Source organism: Flavobacterium poyangense, assembly GCF_011751075.1.
Taxonomy (GTDB): domain Bacteria; phylum Bacteroidota; class Bacteroidia; order Flavobacteriales; family Flavobacteriaceae; genus Flavobacterium; species Flavobacterium poyangense.
Genome location: NZ_JAALLN010000011.1, coordinates 70,659 through 88,112, shown reverse-complemented (window position 1 = coordinate 88,112; position 17,454 = coordinate 70,659). Strand labels below are relative to the sequence as shown.

The following is a 17,454-nucleotide window of genomic DNA, read 5'->3' as shown; positions in this document are numbered from 1 at the left end:
TTTTTATCTGTACAAAAAAACCTGTTCGAAACAACGAACAGGTTTTTTAAGCATTTGTACTTCCAAATGATTTTATTGCCAGCCACCTCCAAGCGCTTTATACAATTGAATTACAGCATTATACTTAGCATTTTTATTCTCAATTAAGGTCAATTGAGCGCTCAATGCATCATCTTTAGCAGTTAATACTTCTAGGTAATTTACCAAACCATATTTCAGCAATTCATCTGAATAATCAGTCGCAACTTTTAAGGCCTCAACCTGTTTCTCGCGAACTGATATTTTATAAATCTCGTTGTTGTACTGTGCCAGCGCATCAGAAACCTCTCTTCCGGCAGTTAACAAAGACTGTTCAAATTGCAGATACGCTTTTTCCTGATTGGCTTTTGCTATCTCGTACTTTGTTCTGATCTGACGCTGATTGAAAATAGGCTGTGTCAAACCGGTTACTATGTTTGCGAAAATAGAATTAGCACTAAACCATTCTTTCAAATCAATACTCTGAAGTCCACCGGTCGCGGTGATTTTAAATGTTGGATAGAAATTACTTTTAGCCACATTGGTTTGCTCAAAATACGACATAAAATTGTACTCTGCTGCAATCACATCTGGTCTGTTTCTTAGCAATGTTGCAGGAACTCCAAGAGTAATTTCCGGAACTTCTTTTTGTGATTCAAAACTGCTTCTTTCAATTTTACCCGATGGCACACTCAAAAGAATACTCATTTTGTTTTCAAAAAGAAGCGCGCTTACTTTTAAATCAGCAATAATAATTTCGGTAGCGTATTTTTGAGACTCAGTTTGTTTAACTCCAACTTCCGTTACATTTCCGGCATCTTTTAGAGCTTTAATCGCTACAACACTTTCGTCTCTGTTGATTAATGTTTCTTCCGCAATTCTAATTTGCTCGTCTATCGACATCAACTGGTAATAAGTCGAAGCAATATCAGCTATTAACTGCGTTCTTACCGCCTGAGTTGCAGCAGTTGTTTGTAAATAAACAGCATTTGCAGCTCGGGAAGTACTTCTTATTTTCCCCCAAATATCAGCTTCCCAGCTTAAAGTCCCGGTCAATTGATATTGATTGGTACTTCTGTCAGGAAGGAAAGCACCAAACTGACTGTTTCTTGATAATTCCTGATGCGTCCAGTCGGTTCCGGCAGACAGAGTAGGGAAGTACCCTGTTTTTCCTTGTTTCATAGAAGCTTCGGCAGCGGCAATATTTTGCATTGCAATTCGGATATCCAGATTATTATCCAGTCCTTTTTTGATGTAACCTTGTAAAATTGGATCCGTAAAAATGTTATTCCACGCTATATTTGCTAAGGAAACACTGTCTTTTGCTGCCACTTCAGTTCGGTACAAATTCTCAGTTTTTATGTCCGGTCTTTTGTATTCCTTGGCAACGAAGCAGGATTGCATAACAGTTGCCGAGACGACAACTGTTACTATTTTATATACATTATTTTTCATATTCTTCGTCTAAAAGTGTAGTTTCAGATTCTTTATTTACTATTGATTTTCCTGAGATTCTTTCTTGTAAACTTTGGAAAATAATGAACAATATCGGAATTACAAACACTCCGAATACCGTTCCAATTAACATCCCTCCAACAGCTCCCATACCAATAGAACGGTTCCCTACAGCACCAACACCGGAAGCAAGAGCCAATGGCATTAAACCAAAGATAAACGCAAGTGATGTCATCAAAATCGGACGTAAACGTGCTTTTGAACCTTCGATAGCAGCCTGAACAAGATCCATTCCATCACGTCGCCTTTGTATGGCAAATTCCACAATCAGAATGGCATTTTTAGCCAAGAGTCCAATAAGCATGATCAGCGCGACTTGGAAATAGATGTTGTTTTCTAACCCCGCCAATCTCACAAAGCCAATGGCTCCGGCAATTCCGACAGGTAAAGAAAGAAGTACAGACAAGGGCACTAAATAACTCTCATACTGCGCACTTAATAAGAAGTATACAAATATCAAACTCAATAAGAATACACCCGCAGCTTGGCTTCCTGCAATGATTTCCTCACGGGTCATACCGGAAAATTCATAGCTGTACGTTTTTGGCAAATGCTGTGCAGCTACCTCCTGAATGGCTTTAATAGCATCTCCGGAACTGTAACCCGGTTTTGCTTTACCATTTACGTTTACTGCTTTTAACATATTAAAACGCGCCACCGCCTCAGGTCCGTAAATTCTCTTGAAATCAACAAACTGACTTATAGCTACCTGCTGTCCGGAATTATTTTTAACATAAACCGAATTGATCGATTCCAGATTAGCTCTGTCCGAAGGTTTTGCCTGAATCATGACACGGTATTGTTTTCCGAATTTATTAAAATCGGTTGTATAAAGACCTCCGTAATAACCTTGCATGGTATTGAAAATATCACTTACAGAAACTCCGGCATTCTTCGCTCTTTCTACATTAATATCCATTTGATATTGCGGGAAAGTAGGGTTGAAGTTCGTGATAGCATATTGAATCTCCGATCTTTTCATTAGTTCACCCAAAAACTCATTACTCACTTTACTTACTGTTGCCCAATCATCGTCTCCTTTGTCCTGAATTTTAAGCTCGAAACCATCCGCTGAACCAAATCCTTGTACACTTGGAGGAGTAAAGAATAAGGCTCTCGCATCTTTAAAGTGGGCTGTTTTGGCAAACAATTGCCCAACAATAGCTTCTACAGACTGATTGGCTTCCTTACGGTATTTCCAGTCTTTTAATTTAATAACCGTAAAGGCATATGAACCTCCGTTTACACTGTTTAATAAACTAAAACCAACTACACTCATTCTGGATTCCACTATATCCATTGAAGCTAGTATAGAATCTAATTCATTAACAGCTAATTGTGTTTTCTCCAGAGTTGTTCCCGGAGGCAACGTTAAATCTGCCATGATAATTCCCCTGTCTTCATTAGGAATAAATCCTGATGGAGTGCTTTGGAACAAAAAGATCGTAATAGCCGAGAAAATTGCCAGACCGCCAATTGCGATCCATTTTCTTTTCGCTAAAAATCCAAGAGATTTCACATATCTGTCATTCATACGGTCAAAACTGGTATTGAATGCGATAAAGAAACGGTCTTTAAAATTTTTATGTTCATGCCCATGATCTGAATCTGCATGCGGCTTTAATAACAAGGCACATAATGCAGGACTTAAGGTCAATGCATTCACGGCAGATATCAGGATCGCAATGGCCAAAGTAATTGCAAACTGCTGATAAAACACTCCTGAAGGCCCTTTTAAGAAAGAAACCGGAATAAATACCGCAGCCATTACTAAGGTAATCGAAACAATTGCCCCTGTAATTTCACTCATAGCAGAAAGAGTCGCTTCTTTTCCTGATTTCGCTCCCTCATCCAGTTTCGCATGGACAGCCTCGACGACTACAATCGCATCATCGACAACAATACCGATAGCCAGAATCATTGCAAATAAGGTCAACATATTGATCGAGAAACCAAATACTGACAAGAAGAAAAAGGTACCAATAATAGCCACCGGAACCGCTATAGCTGGAATCAAAGTAGATCTAAAATCCTGAAGGAATAAAAACACCACTATAAATACCAATATAAAAGCTTCCACTAAAGTGTGAATTACATTATCGATAGAAGCATCTAAGAACGTTTTGGTATTATATGGAATCACATAATCTACTCCTTTTGGAAAATCAGGTTTTGTTTCGTCAAGAATTTTTGTAACCTCTGTAATAATATCCTGAGCATTTGAACCCGAGGTCTGAAATACACCAACGGCAACACCTTGTTTACCCATAGCGATATTTTTTGTCCCGTAATTGAAACCGCCCAATTCAACAGTAGCCACATCCTTTAAATGAAGGAAATTCCCGTTTCCGGTTGACTTTATGACAATGTTTTCATAATCCTTAATTTCAGCCAGACGACCTTTGTATTTGATTACATATTCGTAAACCCCTGCTGCGTTTTCACCGAATTTACCCGGTGCAGCTTCTACGTTTTGCTCTTGCAATGCAGCCTGAATATCTTTAGGAGAAACACTGTATGAAGCCATTTTCTCCGGATCAATCCAGATTCTCATGGAGTAATCTTTAGCACCAAAAACGTTTACCTGTCCAACTCCTTTTACACGTTGTAATTTAGGTACAAGGTTGATTTTAGCATAATTCTGAATGTACGTTTCATCAAAATCCTTGTTATTGGAGTACAAAGCAAAAAACATCAAGGCACTGGTCTGACTCTTTAGGGTTGTAACCCCGGTCTGCACAACGGCTTGTGGCAATTTGCTGGTAGCACGTGAAACTCTGTTTTGTACGTTTACTGCGGCAATATCAGGATCAATTCCAAGTTCAAAATAAACAGATATTTTAGCAGAACCATCATTTGCAGCTGTTGAAGTCATATAGGTCATTCCTTCAACACCATTTATTTCTTCCTCTAAAGGAATCACGACACTATTAAGTACCGTTTCCGCATTAGCACCGGTATAGGTTGCAGTAACCTGTACGGTTGGCGGAGCAATTTCGGGATATTGTTCGACCGGCAAAGAAATCAATCCTAAGACACCTAGTATGGTGATTAGAATAGAAATTACCGTCGAGAGAACTGGTCTTTCGATAAAAGTTTTTAACATCTTAAATATTATTTTTTAGCTGAAGAATCTGTGTTTGCTGTTGTTACAGCCTCCTCTTTGGCTTGTTGTGGTACAATTTCTACATCGTCTTTTAATTTTGACGCTCCTTCGATTACAACCATTTCGCCCTCTTTAAGCCCTGAAGAAACAATATAGTTCAGATCAGAAGTTCCATTTGTTTCAATGATTCTCGATTTTACTTTGTTGCCTTTCTCTACTACGTAAATAGTTTGTTTTCCCTGAACTTCGAAAACGGCATTTTGAGGAACCAGAATCACATCTTTTTCTTCAATTGGTAAACGAATAAGTCCCGTACTACCACTTCTTAAGATACCTTCAGGATTAGCAAATTCTGCTCTGAATTGTGTTGTTCCGGTCTGTGCATTCACTAAACCGTTCATAGTAGCGATTCTTCCTTTTTGATCGTATTCCGAATTATCAACTAAAATCAAAGATACTGAAGGTGCAGATTTTAGTTTTTCGGCAGTAGTTGCTCCTTTAAATGTTTTATTAAAGAATAACAATTGTTTTTCATTCATAGAGAAATAGGCACGAACAATTTTAGTATCAGAGACTGTTGTCAGCGGCATTTCGTTGGTAGCGCTAACCAAACTTCCTTCTCTGAAAGGCAATCCTCCAATAACACCATTTACCGGGGAATAAATTGTTGCATAACCAATATTGGCCACAATACTACCATAGTTGCTTTTCGCCTGAGCGAGTTTTGCTTTTGCAGTTTCCAATTGAACAACACTAATGATTTTTCGATCCACCAAAGGTTTCAATCGGTCTACTTCAACCTGAGCAGCCTGAACAGCCGCTTTTGCCGCAGATGCATCCTCATTTAAAGTTTGCGTTTCCAGTTTAAAGAGCAGTTGTCCTTTTTTCACCACCTGCCCTTCATCAACATAAATTTTCTGAATAAATCCGTTTACTTTTGGCCGTATTTCCACATTCTGCTGACCTTCAAGATTTGCAGTATAGTCTTGATATACCGTTGCGTTTTGTATTGTAACCGTTTTTACCGGAAAAGGAGCAGGGCCCTGAGGCGGTGCTTGTTCTTCCTTTTTTTTGCATGATGCAAAAACTAGCATAATGGCTAATAAAGAGAATGAGATATTCTTCATATGGATTTAAATTAGATTAATTATTTGTCGGGTTTTCTATTTCTTTAAATTTAGATATAGTTTCTTTTATCAGTTCTTCGACCTTTATGACGTGACTTTTATAAGCCATTCCATTTTCCAGATTTATCAGTTCTTCCGGACTTGACATTGTTTTTTCACGGTATGAAATCATCTGGTCAATGATTTTCCTTTCGTAAGCAATAATTTTGAGATAACTTTTTAATCGCTCACTAAATGGCGAAGAGCGATAATATTTTTTTCTGTCGCCACTAATGGTATAGTAGGTGACTTTTTCCATTTTTAAGAGCAAATTGAGGTTGGTAGAAACAGAACTTTTACTGGCACCCGTTTTTTCGACCAATTGCTCAAATGTCAGGCCCGATTTTATACCGTCAACGATTAGCAATCCAAGGATTCTGGAACCTAGTGGTGACATGTGATAAAATGATTCGAAGTATACTCCAAAGGATTCTATGAGATTCTCTCTCTCTTTTTGAATCGATTTCATTTTTTTTGAGCAAAGATAGATTTTGGTTCGCTATTTACCGAACTAAACGAACTTAAATTTGTGTTAAATTTAGGTTACGTCAAAAATGCTCCGGTTTCACTTCAAAAAAACCTGACAATCTCCCAAATCAAAACACTTTGGTTATAGAAATAAAATTGTTTTATTTTTGAATACAAACGAAAACCGAATAAATAGTAATTTAGTTATATTTGTTGTCTTATAAAAAAACCAAATTGTGACTTCGATCAATAAGTTAAAAATATTCAATGATCCCATTTACGGTTTCATTTCAATACCGAATGAGCTCATATACGACTTAATTCAGCATCCTTATTTTCAGCGTTTGCGACGTATTTCGCAAATGGGACTCTCGTATTTGGTTTATCCCGGTGCCAATCACACCCGTTTTCATCATGCATTGGGCTGTATGCATTTAATGCAAAAGGCAGTAGAAACACTTCGTTTTAAAGGAGTTGTTGTTTCTCCCGAAGAAGAAAACGCACTGTATATCGCTATTTTGCTGCACGATATTGGTCATGGCCCGTTTTCGCATGCTATGGAGAAAAGTATCGTTGAAGATGTCAATCACGAAGCTATTTCATTACTCTTTATGAATCAGTTAAATGATGAGTTTGGAGGAAGACTTACTCTTGCAATTCAGGTTTTTAAGGGAGAATACCACAGAAAGTTCATGCTGCAATTGATTTCAAGTCAGCTGGACATGGACCGAATGGACTATTTAAAACGCGATAGTTTCTACACCGGAGTAGCAGAAGGAAATGTCAATTCGGAGCGATTGATTCAAATGATGAATGTCGTTGACGGTGTTTTGGTAATTGAAGAGAAAGGAATTTATTCTGTCGAAAAATTTCTGCTCTCAAGACGATTGATGTATTGGCAAGCCTACTTACATAAAACAAGTCTGGTAGCGGAACTCATCTTAATGAAAGTTTTAAAGAGAGCCAAAGAACTTGTCTTAAAAGGACAAGTACTACCTTGCAGTGAGCCCCTTTTGTATTTCATGAAAAACAAAATCACCTTAGAAAATTTTGATGCTGAAAAACTGGATCTATTTTCTCAATTGGATGATTTTGATATTATAAGTGCTTTAAAAGCCTGGCAGAAACAAGACGATTTTATACTGTCGACTTTGAGTAAAATGATTATTAACAGAGATTTATTAAAGATAAAACTCAGTGCCGATAAAATTCCAATGGAAGAATCTCAATCTTTGAAAGAGGAATTTGCGGCAGAACATCATGTTTCGTTATTAGAGGCAGGTTATTTTATTTTCAGAGGCAAAATAAAAAATCAGGCTTACAGTAAAGAAGCAGAGCCTATACGGATTTTGAAAAAAGATAAAACAATTGAAGATGTTGTTGAAGCTTCTGATCAGTTGAATTTGAAGTCGTTATCTAAATTGGTTACAAAATATTACATTTGCTTTCCAAAACAACTTATCTAAAATTAACATTTAAAATCTATTTTTTTATATTTTTGTCGCGATGAAATTTACAGCAGAACAAATAGCAGGAATTTTAGATGGAGAAGTTGTTGGGAATCCCCTCGCAGAAGTTTCCCGCTTATCTAAGATCGAAGAAGGTGAGGAAGGGTCGCTGACTTTTTTAGCTAATCCAAAGTATATCAACCACATATACACAACAAAAGCAACAGTAACAATTGTCAACGACAGTTTTACCCCCGATGCAGAAATCACTACAACTTTAATAAAAGTAGAAGATGCCTATGCCTCCTTTTCAAAATTATTGCAGTTTTACAATCAGGTAAAATTGAATAAAAACGGAATTGAACCAAATTCTTTTATCTCTGAAGGTACTAAATATGGCGAAAATTTATACTTAGGAAGTTTTAGTTATATAGGGCAAAATGTAGTCTTAGGTGATAATGTAAAAATTTACCCTAACAGTTTTATCGGCGATAATGTTGTTATCGGCGATAATGTGTATATTTTTGCAGGTGCTAAAATATATTCAGAAACAATAATCGGTAACCATTGTACTATACATTCAGGTACAATTATAGGCGCTGATGGTTTTGGATTCGTTCCGAATGAAGATGGAGTATATAGCAAAATACCACAAATTGGTAATGTTATCCTCGAAGATCATGTAGATGTTGGCGCTAATACCACCATCGACAGAGCTACACTGGGTTCTACCATTATCAGACAAGGAGTAAAATTAGACAATCAAATTCAGATTGCCCACAATGTTGAAGTTGGTAAAAATACCGTAATTGCAGCGCAGACCGGTGTTGCCGGCTCTACAAAAATTGGCGAAAATTGCATGATTGGCGGACAAGTAGGGATAGCAGGCCACTTAACTATTGGAAACAATGTTAGGGTTCAGGCGCAATCCGGAGTAGCCAGAAATATTAAGGACGACGAAGTATTACAAGGAAGTCCAACCTTTAGTTTAAGTGATTTTAGCAAATCGTATGTTCATTTTAAGAATTTACCTAAAATCGTTGCCGAACTGGAAGAATTAAAGAAACAAATAATAAACCCAAAAAATGGAAATAATGGTTAAACAGAAGACCATCAAAAATGAAATTTCACTAACAGGAGTTGGATTACACACTGGAAAAGAAGTTACAATGACTTTTAAACCAGCTCCAATTAATAATGGTTTCACTTTTGTAAGAGTAGATTTGCAAGGTCAACCAGTCATTGAGGCTGATGCTAATTATGTGGTTAACACACAAAGAGGTACTAATCTTGAAAAATTAGGAGTTAAAATTCAAACTCCGGAACATGTTTTAGCTGCTTTAGTTGGATGTGATTTGGATAATGTTATTATTGAATTAGATGCTTCAGAACTGCCTATTATGGATGGTTCTTCAAAATATTTTGTTCAGGCAATTGAAAAAGCAGGAATCGAAGAACAAGATGCTAAACGTAATGTTTATGTAGTAAAAGAAGTTATATCGTTTACTGACGAAGCTACAGGAAGCGAAATCCTGGTAATGCCAAGTGACGATTATCAGGTTACAGCAATGGTAGATTTTGGTACTAAAGTATTAGGTACTCAAAATGCAACTATGAAGAGCATTGCTGATTTTAAAGATGAAATTTCAAATTCAAGAACATTTAGTTTCTTACATGAATTAGAATCTTTATTAGAAAACGGATTAATTAAAGGTGGCGATTTAAACAATGCTATTGTATATGTAGATAAAGAAATCTCTGATGCTACAATGGAAAATTTAAAGAAAGCCTTTGGTAAAGATAAAATTTCGGTAAAACCGAATGGTGTTTTAGACAATCTTACTTTGCATTATCCTAATGAAGCGGCACGTCATAAATTACTAGATGTAGTAGGTGATTTGGCTTTAATTGGAGTTAGAATTCAAGGAAAGATTATCGCAAACAAACCAGGACATTATGTGAACACTCAGTTTGCTAAAAAAATTGGAAAAATCATTAAAATAGAACAAAGAAATCATGTTCCTGTTTATGATTTGAACAAAGAGCCTTTGATGGACATTCACAAAATCATGTCCATGTTGCCTCACCGACCTCCATTTTTATTGATTGACAGAATTATCGAAATGTCTGATCGTCATGTGGTAGGTTTGAAAAATGTTACCATGAATGAAAACTTTTTCGTTGGACATTTTCCGGAAGCACCGGTAATGCCTGGAGTTTTAATTGTTGAAGCAATGGCTCAAACGGGAGGGATTTTGGTTCTAAGTACCGTTCCGGATCCGGAAAATTACTTAACTTATTTCATGAAAATTGACAACGTTAAGTTCAAACACAAAGTACTGCCGGGTGATACCTTAATTTTCAAATGCGAATTGATTTCTCCTATCAGAAGAGGAATTTGTCATATGCAGGCAAATGCGTATGCAAACGGAAAATTAGTTACTGAGGCAGAATTAATGGCACAAATTGTAAAAAAACAATAATAGTTTAATCAAAATTATTGTTTACGTTTGTTGCCCCAATCAGACTATTTTAATTTAAAATATAAAACATACAGATGAATCAACCATTAGCTTATGTTCATCCTGGCGCTAAAATCGCTAAAAACGTTGTAATCGAGCCTTTTACAACAATCCATAATAATGTTATTATTGGAGACGGTACCTGGATCGGTTCAAATGTGACCATTATGGAAGGCGCTCGTATCGGAAAAAATTGTAATATTTTTCCGGGAGCTGTAATTTCTGCGGTGCCACAAGATTTAAAATTTGGTGGAGAAGATTCTTTGGCAATTATTGGTGACAATTGCACAATCAGAGAGTGTGTAACCATCAATAGAGGTACAGTTGCCTCAGGGCAAACGATTTTAGGCGATAACTGTCTGGTTATGGCTTATGCCCATATTGCTCACGATTGCGAAATTGGTAACAACGCTATTATTGTAAACGGAGTTGCTTTGGCAGGTCACGTTGTAGTTGGTAATCATGCTGTAATTGGAGGATTAGCTGCTATTCATCAATTTATCCACATTGGAGATCACGCTATGATTTCCGGTGGTTCTTTGGTTAGAAAAGACGTTCCACCTTATACAAAAGCAGCAAAAGAACCTTTATCTTACGTAGGAATCAATTCGGTTGGTTTAAGAAGAAGAGGTTTTAGTACCGATAAAATCAGAGAAATTCAGGAAATTTACCGAATTTTATACCAAAAAAATTACAATACAACTCAAGCTTTAAGCATTATTGAAGCCGAAATGGAAGCCACTCCTGAGAGAGATGAAATTCTTGATTTTATCAGAAATTCATCACGAGGAATCATGAAAGGTTATTCAGGGAACTATTAATTTTAGATTTTAGAGCGTAGATTTTAGATTATTGAAATCTGCAATCTAAAATCAGAAATCTAAAATAAAAAGATAGATTGATTCTTCTAAAAGAAGCTACAATCTAAAATCAGAAATCTAAAATATAAAAAAAATGGCATCTACATCAGATATTAGAAACGGATTGTGTATCAAATTCAATCACGATATTTATAAAATTATCGAATTTCTTCACGTAAAACCTGGAAAAGGACCAGCTTTCGTAAGAACAAAATTAAGAAGTTTAACAACCGGGAAAATATTAGACAATACGTTTTCTGCAGGTCATAAAATAGACGATGTACGTGTAGAAACACATACTTACCAATTTTTATATGCTGAAGGAGATGAATTTCACTTTATGAATGCTGAAACTTTCGAGCAAATCTCTTTAAACAAAAGCATTTTAGATGCTCCGGGATTATTAAAAGAAGGAACAAATGTAATGGTTCAGGTGAACACCGAAACAGATTTACCTTTATCAGTAGACATGCCAGCTTCTATTATTCTGGAAGTTACTTATGCTGAGCCGGGAGTAAAAGGAAATACCGCAACAAATGCAACTAAATCTGCTACAGTAGAAACAGGTGCAACTGTAAACGTTCCTTTGTTTATTAACGAAGGAGATAAAATTAAAATTGATACTGCTTCAGGTTCATACATGGAGCGTGTAAAAGAGTAGTTTATCAATTAGATAATTTGTCAATGAGTCAATTAGAAAATTCAGTTTCTGTACTTTCTAATTGATCCATTTTCTAACTGGCACATTTTCTAACTGACAAATTTTCTAACTAAAAAATATGAAATTTCCAAAAGTTCACTCTTTACAAGAAATTGCAAATTTGCTTGAGTGCGAATTTATAGGCGACCAAAACTTCCCCGTTTTAGGCATGAATGAAATTCATGTTGTTGAACCCGGAGATATTGTTTTTGTTGACCATCCAAAATATTACGATAAAGCTTTACAATCGGCTGCGACTATTGTTTTAATCAATAAAAAAGTAGATTGCCCGGAAGGAAAAGCACTTTTGATCTCTGATGATCCTTTTAGAGATTTTAATACCCTTACCAAACATTTTAAGCCTTTTCAATTTGCAAACGTAGCGATTTCCGCTACCGCAACTATTGGAGAAGGAACTCTTATTCAACCTAATAGTTTTATTGGAAATCACGTAAAAATTGGAAAGAATTGTTTGATTCATTCTAATGTTTCTATTTACGATCATACCGTTATTGGTGATAACGTAATTATTCATGCCGGAACCATTTTAGGAGCAGATGCCTTTTATTACAAAAAGCGTCCGGATGGTTTCGATCAGTTAATTTCAGGCGGTAGAGTAGTGATTGAAGACAATGTTGGTATTGGTGCTCTTTGTACAATTGACAAAGGAGTAACAGGAGATACTACCATCGGGGAAGGCACTAAAATTGACAATCAGGTGCATGTTGGACATGATACTGTAATTGGCAAAAAATGTCTGATCGCTTCACAAACCGGTATTGCCGGCTGCGTTGTTATCGAAGACGAAGTGACTATCTGGGGACAAGTAGGAACAACAAGTGGTGTCACAATAGGAGCTAAGGCTGTTATTATGGGACAAACAGGTGTTACAAAATCGGTTGAAGGCGGAAAATCCTATTTCGGAACTCCAATCGAAGAATCAAGAGAAAAGTTGAAGCAACTAGCTAATATCAAAAAAATTCCTGAAATTCTAAATAAATTGAAGTAATATGTCTATAAAAGAATTTGTTCAAAAATTTTATAAGTCCGATGCCTTGATTGATAGTGAAATCATGAAAATCTATCTGCATCCGGAAGTCTTGTTAGATTGGAATAGCAGTAAAGGGCTAATTATGATGAATTATGATTCTTTACTAGGAATGGCCAATGAATTGAGTCGCGCCTATGTGCGTTCGAAAGTCAGAATAAGCCATATTATTGCCGAAGATGATTTAGTATCAATACGTTATTCTCACTACGTTAAAACGATTGAAAACCCAAGAGAAGAGATGTTACTGGCTCATTTTTCTACCATTTGGCAGATTAAAGACGATAAATTATATCGCGGTTTCCAAATGAGTCAATTTTCTTAATATTTTTTGATGACAAAAAGAGTAAAATACATTACAAAACCTTATTTTTGCATCACAATTTTAAAAACTACATAAAATATATATCATGAGTGTTTTAGTTAATAAAGATTCCAAAATAATTGTTCAAGGATTTACAGGTAGCGAAGGAACTTTCCACGCTTCTCAAATGATCGAGTACGGTACTAATGTTGTTGGTGGTGTTACTCCGGGAAAAGGGGGAACCAGCCATTTAGATCGTCCGGTTTTTAATACCGTAAAAGATGCTGTAGAGCAAGCTGGAGCTGATACATCTATCATTTTTGTTCCACCAGCTTTTGCTGCTGATGCAATTATGGAAGCTGCTGATGCCGGAATTAAAGTAATTATCGCTATTACTGAAGGAATTCCTGTAGCAGACATGATTAAAGCAAATAATTATGTTAAAGAAAGAAATTCAAGATTAATCGGACCAAACTGTCCGGGTGTAATTACTCCGGGAGAAGCTAAAGTTGGTATTATGCCAGGTTTCGTTTTCAAAAAAGGAACAGTTGGTATCGTTTCTAAATCAGGAACTTTAACTTACGAAGCTGCTGATCAGGTTGTAAAACAAGGTTTAGGAATTACTACAGCTATCGGAATTGGTGGAGATCCAATTATTGGAACTACAACTAAAGAAGCTGTTGAATTATTAATGAACGATCCGGAGACTGAAATTATCATCATGATTGGTGAAATTGGAGGTCAATTAGAAGCTGACGCTGCTAAATGGGTAAGAGCTGATGGTAACCGTAAACCAGTTGTTGGTTTTATCGCAGGAGAAACTGCTCCAGCTGGTAGAACAATGGGTCACGCAGGTGCTATTGTTGGTGGTTCTGATGATACAGCTGCTGCTAAAAAACAAATTATGAGAGACAACGGAATCCACGTTGTTGATTCACCAGCTGAAATTGGTAAAAAAGTAAAAGAAGTATTGGGTTAATATCCAATGTTTTAAATAACAAATTCCAAAAGCTCCGTCTTGTTGAACAAACGAGATGGAGCTTTTTCTTCGTTTAGGTCGTTTAAACGAAATTAAGTAAAACGTAGCAACTCAGATTCTCAAAAACTTAGAACCTGAGGAGCTTTAAAGAAAAAAATATGAACAAAGAATTAGAAAAGTTTAAAGTAAGCAATAGCTTTACTTTTACTGTAGAAGATAGTTTAGAACAAGCTTGTAATGCTCCGGAATCAGGTGCAGGAGTTTTTGTTGTTTATGCTGTTGAAGGTGATGCAAAAGAGTTAATTATGGTTGGTTCTACCGGAACTGTTCAGAATGACGGAACGTTAAAAAGCAAAAATGGTGGTTTATACGATAAAATTGTAAACGGACACCAATTTGCAAAAACAGGAAGAAAATACTCTTGGCCTGCACAAATGAAATTAGAAAACATTAGCGCTCTTGAAGTAGTTTGGTACGAAACTTTTACTGCTGAAGTAAAAGGAATCCCAACAACTGTAGAAGGACAGGTTTTGCAAAATTTCTTAGATAAAAACGGAAGATTACCTAGATGGAATGTAGCTTTCTAGCATACTCTGCATTTAGCGCAATTTAACCTAAAGCCCTACTATTTGCTTAGTAGGGCTTTTTTTGCATTTATAAAACTGACTCTTACAGTGTAAAAATGCATCATAAATACAATGTAAAATGTGAAAAGCAAAATGTGAAAAGTAATAAGTTTTACTTAATTGATCACTATCTTACATTGTGCGAACATATAATTGTGTCAGATCACTGAAATACAGCAACTATATACTTAAATTCTAACGCTTCACTTCAAGGCAAGAAAATCCGTTAATTAAAACATTTGCCCTTTCAGACCAGCATATCACAATTTACATTTCACATTTTACTTTTCACATTTTACATTTTACATTATACATTTTACAACTAGCAACTTGAATTAATTATGATTTTATAAAATAGTTTAATCTCAGAAATTATCGACTAAAAAATCAGTACTATTCATGGTCATTGAAATCAATTGCTTTGTATGTTGCGGAAGTATAAAAAAGAAACTAACAAAGATCTGGTCAATCTTACAAACAAAAAATAGTTGTAGTAAAATCTCACAATTATAAAAAAATCAAAAATATTTTTCCTCTTCAAAAAATAGTTAAAACTTAGTTAAAATAAAGGCGTAGAGGCAGTTTTTCGGTATTAGGAAACTGTCTCTTTTTTGTAAAAAAATTGGTTTTAAATTTTTGCTTTTATACATTTAGAGCATTAAGTTAAAGGATAATGTTAATTGTATGAATTCTTTATATTAATAAAATACCATTTTCTATTAATTCGATGCCAAAACCAAGTTATGAAAACCAAAATTTTACAAACCCCACTTGATGACATTACACTTTGGACCAACCTAAAAGAAGGCGATGAAAAATCCTTTTCATTACTGTTTGAAAGGTATTACAGAGATTTGGTTAGTTATGGTAATTCACTTTCACCTTTTGCAGAGAAAGTTCAGGACTGCGTACAAGATGTATTTACAGATGTATGGGTCTACAGAAACTCATTGCAAAGTGCTGTTATTGTAAAAGCTTATTTATTATCAAGCGTTCGTAAAAGAATTGCGCGTCTGCACGAAAGAGATCATATTTTTCGTAAAGCGGCAAGTACGGATTCTGTTGCTTTTTTACTAAAATTTTCGGTGGAGCACGAACTTATCAACGAAGATGATGATTGTACAAGAGAAAGGGTAGCACATTTGAATAAACTATTAAATGATTTGCCGGTAAGACAAAAAGAAGCATTGTATCTCAGATACCATCAAGGACTTACGGTAGATCAAATCGCAGAAATGCTCAACGTTAATTATCAATCTGCAAGTAATCTATTATACCGCGGTTTACTTACGCTTCGTAAGGAATGGAAGGGTGCTTTTTCTATAATCACACTATTATCCTCAAGTACTTTTTAATTTTATTTTAAAAAATTAAAAAAAAATCACAATTTGGTGAGTATATAATAAGAGTGCTGTCCTCTATGTATTTGTAACCTCAAATACACATGCAAGAACTTAATACATATACCGAAATAGAAGATTTTTTATCTGACAAATCATTCCAGTCCTGGATCCTCTCTCAAATTGACGAGGACGGTTGGGAAGAGTGGACTTTAGAAAATCAGCAACGTGCCAAATTGGTCGAAGATGCAAGATTGTTTTTACTTGCAATGAAAGTACCCAATTCAGGATTATCAACTTCAGATATCCACAAAGCGTTACAGGATACCTGGAGCAAAATTGAAAAAAAAGAGAATCAAATTGATTCCAATCAAAACAATACATTTAGTTTTCTTAAAAAATATTTTTTAGCCGGCGTTGCCGCTACATTATTCTTTTGCTTAATGTCGGTTTGGTTTTATAAAAGCACATTAAATGTTACGCATCAAGTTGTAACATACAACGAACTAATCGATGACAATAAAGAAGGATTAGTAGAACAGACTAATAATTCTACTAAACCGCAAATTATCACATTGTCTGACGGAAGTTCTGTTTTATTGCAACCCAACAGTAAATTAAGTTACCCTAAAATCTTTACCGGAAGCGAAAGAAAGGTGTATTTGTCCGGCGAAGGTTTCTTTGAAATTAGTAAAAATCCTAAAAAACCTTTTTTCGTTTATGCAAACGAAATTGTTACAAAAGTGGTTGGAACCAGCTTTAGAGTTAAAGCTTATTCTGATCAGCCTGATGTAGAAGTTCTTGTTCGCACCGGTAAAGTTAAGGTAAAGTCAAATGAATTAGTATCCTCTTCAGATCGTGAAATGGTTTTGTTACCAAATCAGGCATTGCGATTTCAACGAAGTGATTTAACCTTTAACAAAATCACCAACATCACTCAGGACAAAACATTGGTAAGCAGTGTCGGGAACATTGAACAATTAAGTTTCGAATTTACGGACATACCGGTTTCTCAAATTTTTGAGACCATTGAACAAGCCTATCTAATTGATATTGATTACCCAAAAGACAAATTAAAAGAATGCCATCTCACCACTTCACTTAGTGATCAGCCTTTAACGGAGAAGTTAAGAATTGTCTGTAAAAGCATAGGAAATAACACCAGTTTTGAGATGAACGGAAATCAAATTATCATACAATCAGAAGGCTGTAATTAAGCTTTTTTTGTGTTAGGGTCTTCACGGCTTCCGCAAAATAAATTTTGATGTATAATCTCATTTAAAAATAATTTTATATAAAACATTTCTTTAAAAAATACAGCAAATTAAAAAAACAACCAAAACCAAAATAAAAT

At 35.5% G+C, this 17,454-nt stretch carries 15 protein-coding genes; 11 read left to right on the top strand and 4 right to left on the bottom strand.

The window, feature by feature from the left end:
- Positions 1–72 precede the first annotated feature (72 nt).
- From G3A47_RS16320 to G3A47_RS16305, 4 genes are read right to left on the bottom strand one after another with little or no spacing between them, the layout of a single operon-like run.
- The gene (locus tag G3A47_RS16320; RefSeq protein WP_166924243.1) at positions 73–1,473 is read right to left on the bottom strand and encodes an efflux transporter outer membrane subunit; all 1,401 of its coding nucleotides are present in this window, start codon (positions 1,471–1,473) and stop codon (positions 73–75) included.
- A complete protein-coding gene (locus G3A47_RS16315) occupies positions 1,463–4,639 on the bottom strand; it encodes an efflux RND transporter permease subunit (RefSeq protein WP_166924242.1) in 3,177 nt (1,058 codons plus the stop codon). Before G3A47_RS16315 ends, G3A47_RS16320 begins: the two co-directional genes overlap by 11 nt.
- 8 nt (positions 4,640–4,647) lie before the next feature.
- The gene (locus G3A47_RS16310; RefSeq protein WP_166924240.1) at positions 4,648–5,766 is read right to left on the bottom strand and encodes an efflux RND transporter periplasmic adaptor subunit; all 1,119 of its coding nucleotides are present in this window, start codon (positions 5,764–5,766) and stop codon (positions 4,648–4,650) included.
- A 16-nt stretch (positions 5,767–5,782) separates the two neighbouring features.
- Positions 5,783–6,274, bottom strand: coding sequence for a GbsR/MarR family transcriptional regulator (locus G3A47_RS16305; RefSeq protein ID WP_166924238.1), 492 nt, complete (start codon positions 6,272–6,274; stop codon positions 5,783–5,785).
- 235 nt (positions 6,275–6,509) lie between these two features.
- Between G3A47_RS16305 and G3A47_RS16300 the strand changes: the two genes are divergently transcribed.
- From G3A47_RS16300 to G3A47_RS16250, 11 genes are all read left to right on the top strand, one after another.
- The gene (locus G3A47_RS16300; protein WP_166924236.1) at positions 6,510–7,739 is read left to right on the top strand and encodes an HD domain-containing protein; all 1,230 of its coding nucleotides are present in this window, start codon (positions 6,510–6,512) and stop codon (positions 7,737–7,739) included.
- A 40-nt stretch (positions 7,740–7,779) separates the two neighbouring features.
- Positions 7,780–8,823, top strand: a complete 1,044-nt coding sequence (gene lpxD / locus G3A47_RS16295; RefSeq protein WP_166924234.1) for a UDP-3-O-(3-hydroxymyristoyl)glucosamine N-acyltransferase — start codon at positions 7,780–7,782, stop codon at positions 8,821–8,823.
- Positions 8,816–10,204, top strand: coding sequence for a bifunctional UDP-3-O-[3-hydroxymyristoyl] N-acetylglucosamine deacetylase/3-hydroxyacyl-ACP dehydratase (locus tag G3A47_RS16290; protein WP_166924232.1), 1,389 nt, complete (start codon positions 8,816–8,818; stop codon positions 10,202–10,204). The genes lpxD and G3A47_RS16290 overlap by 8 nt, the downstream gene beginning before the upstream one ends.
- 74 nt (positions 10,205–10,278) lie before the next feature.
- A complete protein-coding gene (gene lpxA / locus G3A47_RS16285; RefSeq protein WP_166924230.1) occupies positions 10,279–11,064 on the top strand; it encodes an acyl-ACP--UDP-N-acetylglucosamine O-acyltransferase in 786 nt (261 codons plus the stop codon).
- A 133-nt stretch (positions 11,065–11,197) separates the two neighbouring features.
- On the top strand, positions 11,198–11,764 hold the full coding sequence (efp, locus tag G3A47_RS16280; protein WP_166924228.1) for an elongation factor P: 567 nt from the start codon (positions 11,198–11,200) through the stop codon (positions 11,762–11,764).
- Positions 11,765–11,882: 118 nt separating this feature from the next.
- Positions 11,883–12,812, top strand: coding sequence for a UDP-3-O-(3-hydroxymyristoyl)glucosamine N-acyltransferase (locus tag G3A47_RS16275; protein WP_166924226.1), 930 nt, complete (start codon positions 11,883–11,885; stop codon positions 12,810–12,812).
- Position 12,813: 1 nt separating this feature from the next.
- Positions 12,814–13,176: a nuclear transport factor 2 family protein gene (locus G3A47_RS16270; RefSeq protein WP_166924224.1), complete on the top strand. Its 363-nt coding sequence runs from the start codon at positions 12,814–12,816 to the stop codon at positions 13,174–13,176.
- An 85-nt stretch (positions 13,177–13,261) separates the two neighbouring features.
- Positions 13,262–14,134 carry a succinate--CoA ligase subunit alpha gene (sucD, locus tag G3A47_RS16265; RefSeq protein ID WP_017497509.1) on the top strand — a complete coding sequence of 291 codons (873 nt, stop codon included), beginning with the start codon at positions 13,262–13,264 and terminating at the stop codon, positions 14,132–14,134.
- A gap of 158 nt (positions 14,135–14,292) precedes the next feature.
- Complete coding sequence (locus tag G3A47_RS16260; RefSeq protein WP_166924222.1) at positions 14,293–14,721, top strand: hypothetical protein; 429 nt, start codon at positions 14,293–14,295, stop codon at positions 14,719–14,721.
- 782 nt (positions 14,722–15,503) lie between these two features.
- Positions 15,504–16,115, top strand: a complete 612-nt coding sequence (locus G3A47_RS16255; RefSeq protein WP_166924220.1) for an RNA polymerase sigma factor — start codon at positions 15,504–15,506, stop codon at positions 16,113–16,115.
- An 89-nt stretch (positions 16,116–16,204) separates the two neighbouring features.
- Positions 16,205–17,317: a FecR family protein gene (locus G3A47_RS16250; RefSeq protein ID WP_166924218.1), complete on the top strand. Its 1,113-nt coding sequence runs from the start codon at positions 16,205–16,207 to the stop codon at positions 17,315–17,317.
- Positions 17,318–17,454: the final 137 nt, after the last annotated feature.

What these genes read in the sequence shown, in the direction of transcription:
- G3A47_RS16320 (WP_166924243.1), bottom strand. Translation starts at nt 1,473, where the DNA reads ATGAAAAATAATGTATATAAAATAGTAACAGTTGTCGTCTCGGCAACT.
- G3A47_RS16315 (WP_166924242.1), bottom strand. Translation starts at nt 4,639, where the DNA reads ATGTTAAAAACTTTTATCGAAAGACCAGTTCTCTCGACGGTAATTTCT.
- G3A47_RS16310 (WP_166924240.1), bottom strand. Translation starts at nt 5,766, where the DNA reads ATGAAGAATATCTCATTCTCTTTATTAGCCATTATGCTAGTTTTTGCA.
- G3A47_RS16305 (WP_166924238.1), bottom strand. Translation starts at nt 6,274, where the DNA reads ATGAAATCGATTCAAAAAGAGAGAGAGAATCTCATAGAATCCTTTGGA.
- lpxD (WP_166924234.1), top strand. Translation starts at nt 7,780, where the DNA reads ATGAAATTTACAGCAGAACAAATAGCAGGAATTTTAGATGGAGAAGTT.
- G3A47_RS16290 (WP_166924232.1), top strand. Translation starts at nt 8,816, where the DNA reads ATGGTTAAACAGAAGACCATCAAAAATGAAATTTCACTAACAGGAGTT.
- lpxA (WP_166924230.1), top strand. Translation starts at nt 10,279, where the DNA reads ATGAATCAACCATTAGCTTATGTTCATCCTGGCGCTAAAATCGCTAAA.
- efp (WP_166924228.1), top strand. Translation starts at nt 11,198, where the DNA reads ATGGCATCTACATCAGATATTAGAAACGGATTGTGTATCAAATTCAAT.
- G3A47_RS16275 (WP_166924226.1), top strand. Translation starts at nt 11,883, where the DNA reads ATGAAATTTCCAAAAGTTCACTCTTTACAAGAAATTGCAAATTTGCTT.
- G3A47_RS16270 (WP_166924224.1), top strand. Translation starts at nt 12,814, where the DNA reads ATGTCTATAAAAGAATTTGTTCAAAAATTTTATAAGTCCGATGCCTTG.
- sucD (WP_017497509.1), top strand. Translation starts at nt 13,262, where the DNA reads ATGAGTGTTTTAGTTAATAAAGATTCCAAAATAATTGTTCAAGGATTT.
- G3A47_RS16260 (WP_166924222.1), top strand. Translation starts at nt 14,293, where the DNA reads ATGAACAAAGAATTAGAAAAGTTTAAAGTAAGCAATAGCTTTACTTTT.
- G3A47_RS16255 (WP_166924220.1), top strand. Translation starts at nt 15,504, where the DNA reads ATGAAAACCAAAATTTTACAAACCCCACTTGATGACATTACACTTTGG.
- G3A47_RS16250 (WP_166924218.1), top strand. Translation starts at nt 16,205, where the DNA reads ATGCAAGAACTTAATACATATACCGAAATAGAAGATTTTTTATCTGAC.